This is a genomic window from Streptococcus sp. 4094, from assembly GCF_013277125.1.
GTDB lineage: Bacteria > Bacillota > Bacilli > Lactobacillales > Streptococcaceae > Streptococcus.
Genome location: NZ_VMMI01000002.1, coordinates 1 through 9483 on the forward strand (window position 1 = coordinate 1; position 9483 = coordinate 9483).

1 protein-coding gene is annotated in these 9483 nt (G+C 42.4%); it reads right to left on the reverse strand.

The genetic code is table 11. From position 1 onward, the window contains the following. The coding region (locus HT721_RS00295; RefSeq protein WP_173228680.1) for a hypothetical protein at positions 1-9483 on the reverse strand (9483 nt) is incomplete at both ends.

Consider the following 9483-nt stretch of genomic DNA (forward strand, 5'->3'; position numbering starts at 1 on the left):
TTGATGGCTGTATTCAAGGCTGTCTTAGACGCTTCTAGTTCTGACTTGTCAGCAGATCTCACTTCATACGGAATGTTGATAATTTCCGTACTATTATCTGCATAAGTCACTACAACCTCAATAGTATGAGTTCCAAGAGCAGTTGGATAAGTCGTACCATCTTTTAAGGTTGCTGACGCTTTATCAGCAACGGTTACAGCATCCAGCAATTCTTCATTTGTAGGGTTGCTTCCGCCAACTACTTTGCTAATTTTAGTCGTTTCAACCTCATGTTTTGGAACAGTAACAGTATAGTCACGTGCAGCACTTTCTGAATCCCCTGAACCTTTAGTCTCTATAATATTAACCGTACGGTTTGTAGTTCCTAAAGTTCCATTAGAGATAACAAGCTTATCGCCTACTTTCTTAACAGCAGTATCTGTAGACGCCCAGCTGTTTTCACTAGTAAGAGTGACAGTCTTCGTTCCATCATTTTCTGTAGGAATATTAAATGTAACCTTATCTGCATCTGTTGGAACACTGAACTCATAATCACCATTCATTTTCGCCATTGACGTCAACTCTGCTGGTTTCGGATGTTTAATAACGACTTCTGCACTGCTATCAGATTCTGTTCTATCATTACCAGAAGTATACACAACTTTGGCGATAATTTTTCTACCTGCAGCAAGAGTTTGACCTTGAGTTAACGGAACTGAAATATTATCTTTCTTATCGTAGTTGCCTTCTTTAGCCACCACTGTTTCACCAATCTTAACAGGATCCTTAGTAGTGTCAGTTGCATCATAAAGTTCTACAGTCGTTCCGCTGTTCACGTTGTTGACAGTTACACTATCTTGTCCAGCTTCAATAGGAGTTGTTTGAATATTTGGTTTTAAAGGTTTTACGACAAAGTATATTGGCAAAATTTCCGAACGTGCATCAGAATAGTCAACTCCTCCAGTATCCGTAGGATATAGCACTTGAATCTTATCTATCTTTTTACCGAGATAATCAGCATCCATAGTATTACGTATGCTATTAGAATATCCCCTAGATTCCCAGAAATATTTTACGTTACTTGTTTGATTTGGCGTTAGATACCCACCAGATGCACTAGTAGAACTTGTAAATCGAGTACCAAAAGTTGTTGTATAAACACCACCATTATTCGCAGTCGCATGATAGACTGGTGTATTGATTGTTACAGTTTTAACTTCATCTTTAGTTGCACCATTTCCATCTGTTACATGGTAGGTAACTTTTACTACTCCTATTTTATCAAGACCTGCTTCTGCTGTACTTGGTTTTGTCTGCCAAGCTACCTCTACATCTGATGGTTTGGCAACGTCAGTTCCATTAGCTTGGAATTTAACATAGTTGGCTGCATCTTTCCCGTGGAGCAAGGCTTTACCGTAGACTTGTCCAAACTTAGCTTGTTTCTCTACAACGGTTGGATAAACCGTTACTGGTACTGTTACTTCCGTTACAGGTCTTGTTTGATTATTCGTGCCTGTCTTTTCAGAGATGAGCAATGTTGCAGTGTGTGTACCTACTGTCGTAAAGTCAGGTGCCTCTTTCCAAGTAGCAGTCAAGTAGTTTGGAAGAGCTGTTGTTCGACCATTTTCTTGATAGTTCAAGACACGTTCTGGATGACTGTTCAATTCAGTAAGTGTAGCATTCCCTACGATTTGTTTGACAGGTTTACCTTCAAACGTACGATTCTCTACAACACCATATTCTCTAGCATCACTTGTTTGACCAAAGGCTGTTTGAGTTACTGTAACTTTAGTTGCCGAATAACCAGCTTTATTAGCTTGTTCTGTTTGGTGTAGGTACTTACCTTCTGGTAGCGTGTAAGTCCAAGTTCCATTAGTCGGCGTGACATCCACTTCTGTATTATCTTGGAAACGAAGTGTCACCTTGGAAGCATTACCAACAACCGTACCTGAAATCGTACGATCTGTGTCTCTCAGTTTATCACCAGAAGTGGCAGTGATTGCCGGAGCTTCCGGTTTGGCTACCTTAGAACTTGGAACCTCAATCGTTGAGCCATCTGGGAAGGTTGCTACTACAGTTTTACTTTCTTCATTCGTTGTACCTGCTGTAAATGTCACACCCTGACCATTGATTGTTGGTAGATTGGTATTCGTTTTATTTAGATCTTGCAATTTAGTAGCAAAACCAGTTTTAGCAGAATCTGTGAAGTTTCCATTCACTATATCGCTATTTCCATACACTACTTTTTGGTCATCTGATGGATAAACAATCGATCCACCTTTAGACTCTGCTAATGAAGAAACCGTTAAGGTATGGGTTTTAGTTGCTGTTGCACCTGCCGCATCTCGTACGGTGTAGGTTACTGTGTAATCTCCCTTTTTGAGATAGTCATTCGTTGCTAAGATAACTGCTTGTCCATCTTTTTGGATGGTGACACTTACATTCTCACGCGCTGGACTTCCTACGGTCTCATTGGCATCATCTTCTGCGTCCGTTACTGTGACAAGAGATTTCAATCCTGCCAGCGTCAAGCTGCCATCTGCTGTGTAATCGTGCGTATTTGGCTCGTTTACAGCAATGCTTGGATCTGTATTGGTTGCAGTTGCTCGTGCAAAATCTCCAGAAGGATTATTTGCCGCATTATCATAATGAACACGAGCAATTACGCTATTATTAGACGAAGGAATGGTAAATGGAATATCTGCCTTCGTATTGGCATCTTTAATGTGTAGTTTCAGTAGTTTTTCTGATGGATTATTGCTTTGTTCCTCTGTTAAGTCAGTTGTGCTTCTTCCAGTAGCTGTGAAACTGCCACCACTTGTTGCAGAGCGTTCTTCCACTACCTGCCATCCTCCAGCAGCAGTCTTACTAACTCCATACTGGTACTTGCTTCCATCTTTACTTGCAATCGTTACATAGAATCGACTAGCATCATGCGGTACACGAACAACAATATCACGTCCTGCTTGAAGTGGCGTTCCTTCAAATCTTGCTTGTCCTAAGCTAACGGTAACATTTTGTGGTGCAGAAATCATGCCACCAATTTCTTGCTTGACTGAAACAGGGTTAGCTACCTTAGTTGTCGCATCTTGTTTTTCATTTTGCGAGAGCAGTTCCCCATCTTGCAAGTCATAGGTCCAGGCACCAGTCGTTCCAACTGTTGTTGAAACTTCCTTGTTATTTTGTAAGGTAATCTTAATAGTTGCACCCGGAATACCTGTACCTGATATACTACGAGTCGTTGAACTCAAGTTTTGTCCGTATCCTGATTCTGGTGTTACTGTTGGCATTGCTGGTACAGCAATATCTGATCCAGTCACAAGCTTTTCAGAACCATCTTCAAAAGTCAGTTTGACAACATTACCTAATCCAGAATCTGTCACTTTCTCTACTCGAGTATTGGCTGGTAAGTTTGGATTTTGTTGTTTGATTTTGGCAACAAACCGATCTTTTGCACTATCTGTAAAGCTATTGTTTGCAATATCCGCTGACGTGAACACCTCTTTTTGAGTAAGGCTAATGTTTGTAGCGTCTTTTATAGACTGAACATGAATGGTATGTGTTAGATTGTCCGCAGCCTTTCCAGCAGCATCACTGGTACTATACACCAGATTGTAGTCACCTTCTTTAAGGTAGTCTCCATCAGCTAATGTAAAGGCTTGACCACCCTTGCTAATAGCTACTGTTACTTTTTGTTTTGCAGTTAGACCAACTGTTTTAGCAGCATCGTCCTCTGCATCTGTGACAGTTACCAAATCAAGCAGTTTTGCTTTTGTTAATTTCTCATTGGCAACGTAAGTATCTTTAATAGTAGCTTTAGCAGCGATACTTGGTTTTTCATTTGTTACGTTGGCATAAATCCAGTCCCCACGGTCAGTACCTTCCCCTACAGTGATTTGAGAAGTACCAGGAGCAGCAGTTCCTGAAGCATTTGATTTATGCATACGTAGACGAATGTTTTGATTTCCCTCTACTAGGCGGAAAGGAATGGCGCTTTCAGTAGTCGGATTTGTAACGCTAATTTTGAGCTTAGTGATGGATGGATTGTCTTGAGTCACTGTCTCTATACTCAATTTATCTTTGAAGCGTCCATCCAGCTTCCAAACACCATTATCCCTCTTAACGGTTACCTCTTCTCTATAACCACTGTTAAATTGAAGATAGCTCAATCCCACATCTTTTGGTAAAGAGAAGGTAATGTCACGACCTGCAGCAACAGGATTGTCCAAGGTAGGGAATCCAATCAAAACATCTTTGCTGGCACTGCCAGATTCTACACCATTGACAACCTGTTTCACGCGCACAGCTTGATTACTATAACCGCTAGTGTTGTCTGCCAGTGCGGTTTGAGTCAAGAACTCGTTAGCTGCAAGTGTATAGCTCCAGTTACCATTAGGTGCAACAGTTGCTGTACGCTCTTGCCCATTTTGTAGAGTAATCTTAATAGTTGCGCCTGCCAAACCACGACCTGTAATGGTTCGACTGGTTGAGTCTAGCGCATTTGCATAAGCGCCACTACCATTGATTTCTGGCACAGCAGGCTTAGCCTGAGCTTGTCCTACCAAACTAATGGTGTTTGGACTTTCAGCCTTAGCAGAAACGCTTGTCCCTGCTTTAGCGGTTCCTGCTGTCAAGGTCACCGTATTGCCTGACACACTAAATCCTGTTTGGTTTTGCCACTGACCTGCATTGTTTTTAGTCAATGTGACAGTTGTAGCCGCAGTTTGGTTGTTTGGTGTATAGGTAACGGTCAACTTATTGGCATCTGAGACTGGTGTAATGGTAACACTGGTATCCTCTCTTGCATTGAAGTTTGGTGTTGTCATACGACCATAAGCAGTCAAAGTTGCTGGGTCAGTAAAGTCTGAGTAGGCTGTTTGTTGCTTGATAGAGACAGTGCTTCCTGCATTAGCAGTTCCACCCGTCATGTGAATTTCAGCCGTTCCATTAGCGTTATTACGAATGGCAACTGTTGAATCTGTAGTAGCTCCGACCTTGCTCCAAGTACCGTCCCTTCCTTTTTCAAAGGTAATCTCTTTCGTTTGATTTCCTGTAGTGGTGTAGCTGAAAATCGCTTTATTGGCACCATCTTGACCAATTGTCGCTGTAACCGCCAAATCACCTTCCTTATCTTGATGAATCTCTGGTTTTTGCGGTTTACGACCTCTACTGTTCACTGGATCACTATCGTCTGAGTTGAGTGTGTAGTTATTATCTCGATTTGTTTGGTAGTCGTGACTAGTATTTGTCAATGCTACAGTGGCTGTGATTGCTCCTTTTGGTAGGACGCCAGGAACTGTAACGGTTGCTGTTGAGCCATTTACAGTTGTCCGAGTGTTTGCTATCACGTTTCCATCTGCCTTGAGGATTACATTGACTGTACCAGCATTGGCTGGGACATTGGTGACTGTGACAGTTTGGTTGCTGAGACCTGCTTTTTCTCCCAAGTTATCTGTCACACGAGGTTTATCCGGTCTCACTTGGACAAGAAGACCAAAGTTTTGCGTTTGACCATTGTCATAGGTTACCTTGATTTCTTTATTGACACTACCCGGTTTGGTTGTCGATGGTGCCTCTGTGTTTGTCCTAGATGTTGCTACAAACTCGGCAGTTTGAATCTTGCCATTTGTATAGCTATCCTTGCTGAGATAGTTTCTTGCATCAGCATCGGGATTAGCTCCTGCCCCTGTTGTTAGTTTGCCATTGTAGTTAGCTGTCCATGTATGCTTGGTTAAGCTTGAATCAACAACACCATAAGTAACCGTAACCTCACGGGTAATAGCCTGACCGTTTCGGTCCACTCCTGGATAGGTCACAGTAGCGGTTGCTGTATGACTTTGACCTACAGCTGCATTTTTATCTGGCGCTGAGTTGGTCTTCCACGCAATGGTCTTACCAGTGGTGGTGTTATAGAAGTCTGATGCCACTGCCGTAGTCGTGGTATTTGGTTTGACAAAGTCTTTCCCTTTGACCGTGTACATACTGTTGTTAGGGGTTACAGGTGCGACTACATTGTAGGTCAGAGTTATCACCTTAGGAGCGCTTCCAGGGTTAGGAGCCAACACTTCGATGGTTTTTCCAGTTCCTACAGACAGGTCAGGATCGCTTGGAGCTGTCGTGTTCTTAGAAGAGTTCCATAGGAAGGTTTTGTCTGTCCCGATAGGGTCGCCATTTTCATAGGTGAAGTAGGTCTTAGGATCTCCCCAGCTAGGGGTTTCCCCTTGGATAAAGGTTAGGTTAGGTTGTTTTTGACTATAGTTCGTATTAGGAACTGTAGCTTGAATGCTATTACTACTTCTCCGAATGACTAAATTATCAACAATCTGATTTGTCGTCTTATCTACTAACGCAAGGGTGACTCTTAACGGATCTGTTCCGATTTTATCTTTCTTATAGCTGGCTGCTGTAAAGGTTGCAGTTCCATCAGCTTTCAAGGTCGTTTCTGCTACAAGTTCATAGTTTTTCGTAATAGGTAGGAATCCTTCGTAATCGTCTTGTCCACCTTTTACTAATAGAGCCCTCCACTCCAGTGTTCTGGTTCCAACTGTATAGGTTCCAGCTAGATGGCTACCAAAACTCTTGGTTGTAACCTCCGGTTTTTCATTTGCTTTACCTTCTAGGTTTTGATTATCCGTTAGGTTCTGCTTGTCTGGTGGAATAATCAGGCTGGTAGGTAGTTCCTTGACAGTTCCATCCTTTAAGGTAGCTTTAACTTTTAGATTTGTAATCCCAGCTTGGCTATTGTTAAAACCATTAGGAAGTTCTACTCTAACTGTTGCTTTTTGAGAGTTTAGTCCAGCTGTATGCCAGATACTTGCTGGAAGGCGTCCATCTTTTCCATAGCCACCACCACTATCCACTTCCAGTTTGGTGATATCGGTTGCACCTTTCACTAAGAAACGAATGCTCTTATTTGTCACAAGCTGATTCTGAGGATAATTGATATATGGTTTGTTACCTGACTCAAAATCAAGTTGATCACCATCTTTAGTATTGGCAGGTCCGATTTTAGCTGGAAGTGTTTTCCTGATATTGGATGGATCAGACGCAACCGTTTCTTCTTTTTTATCATTATTCTTATAATCGTACCAGGTGCCGTCAACAACCGTCTTCACCACATACTCGCCTAGTTGCAACTTAGAAATGTTGAAAGTACCCTTGCCATTTGCTCCAGCTGTAACGTTTGCTTGTTCATTTCCAGCTTTTTTGACAGGGTTCCCTTTGCTATCTAACTCGACATCGCTACCGTCACTTCGAACAGCAATGAGTTTATTATTGTCCCCTTTTCTATAAAGATACATCTTAAGACCTTGGGTTCCATTTCCTGCTACTATGCTAGCAGGTCCATCACCCACATTACTTAAGTCCGTCTCAATGGTTGGTGTCTTTGGTTTTGTAACGAAGTGAATCGTACCCTTGTCTTGTGAACCATCTTTAAAGCTACGTACATAGGTATAGGTATGCACACCTGGTTGTTTACTAACTTCTTCTGCTATCTTTTCAGGCGTGATAGACGTAGTGCCTGTATAGTATTCAAAACGTTGACCTTTGTCTTGACTCTCAGCTTTGCTATAACCGTTTGGATCCAGTGTACCCGACTTATCATAGTATTCTCCGTAGTTTCGGATATCGAACTTATTGTATTCCTGAATATAGCTACCATTAGGATTATAAGTAATGATACCTTTTATTCTGGAGTCTGTTCCGTCAAAAGAACCGATAGGGACACTCTGATAAGTGATTCCATCTTTCTGCACATTATAGTTCCATGCTGCAGTACCAAATTCAGCTGACCTATGGTCTTGATTCACTTGGAAATAACCATTCTTCCTTAGTAGGAAACGGAAATTCCCTGTTGATTTAATTTCTCTGTCCAGACGAGCATGCATCTGCAAACCGAAGTAACGATGGGAGTCTTGAAAACCTTTTATACTAGACAGGTAGTCTAGCTTATCGAGGTCATTTCCACCAGTCGTCTCAAATTCGATCCTATAGGCTGTATTTCCTTTTAGGCGCCCATAATAAGTCTTACCAGAAGAACGGATTATTTGGTTAACTTTGTCAGTACTTTTCCCTTGCTCTTCTGTATTTTCATACCCATTCGTAGCATTAGCCTGACTTGGATTTCCACGGACATAGTAACCATCACCTTGTGTCTCAAATACCCAATCACTCACACTACCCGCTTTATAATAGTTAGAACTTCCAAAATTACCTACATTACCAGCTCCTGTATTAGTTGGAGTACCCGTCTTAACATTATCAAATCCAGCTGTTTCCATGGTAGCAGCTAGTTCATCTTTGCCATCATGCGCTGCAGTGTTATAAGAAGTAGAACCTTCACTAGTTTGCTTCGTTATCGTAACGCTACTTGCCTTTAAAGACTGCCCTGAAGGAACTGTGAATAGGAGACTGACACCATCCAGATTTTTACGAGTAGGGTTGACTGTGATTCTCCATCTGAAACCAGTTGATGTTTTTTCAACATCTTCCTTCAAATATTGGATAATATCCGCCACATCATCAGGTCTATCACCTGGAGTTAAGGCCTTCTTATTCCAGAAAGCATAGGTGTATTGGTCATAAGGTGATGTGATATCGACATCATTATCAAAATAGTGCCTTTTAGCATCGATAAAGGCAATCCCATTATCACGAGCCGCTCTATCCTGCCCTGCCGCACGTCTCGTACGAGTTGGTGCGCCTGCTGGTATCGAGCGGAAACCTGACCATCCTGTAGCGTTGGTACGCGGTTGAATGGTTACATTGTTTTCACTTGGAGTTGCAGGTCCTGTTACCACTCCTGCATTTGCTTCATTTTCAGCAAGAACTCCTTCGATCAGTTCACGTGATTTTTTCAGGTCTGCTAAGGCAGCACTAAAGTCTTCTTGGCTAATAGTGTCACCTTTAGAGAAGGCTTCGTTGAACTTATCAGCAGCTGCCTTGGCTGCTTGGATTTTATCTGCCGATGCTCCGTTAGCTCGGAGTTGATTAGTGATAAACTCTAACTCATCTTTTAGTCCATAAACACCATTTTCACCTTCTGTATTTGTGTAGGTTGGGAGCGTCTGTGGAGTAGCTTGAGTGCTAGCTCCAGAACCTGTTGAGTCTCCTCCAGCAGATGGCGTAACTTGATTTTCATCTGGTGTAGGCTCGCTCAAAGCTCTTCTACGACCTTTTCCTCCACTTGTTTGCGCAGTCGTAGCTCCCTCTGGAGTAGCGAGTCCAGTAGATGTCAGACCTGCTTTTTCCAAGATTGTTGGAGTTTCTAAGCTAGGTGTCAAGGCTTGATTGACACGGCTCGTAAGCTCAGCCATCAGTCTTGCTTGCTCATCAACCTGCGCTTGTGTCGCTTTAGGGTCGCTCAAAACTGCATTAGCTGCTGCTAGACCAGCTTCCACTTCATCGTGGAGAGCCTTCATTGAGCTAAGCGTTAGTTTTGCCAACAAAGCTTGCAGATTCCCTTGAGTCGATTTGGCTGCTGTCGTATCAGCGACGGTCGGC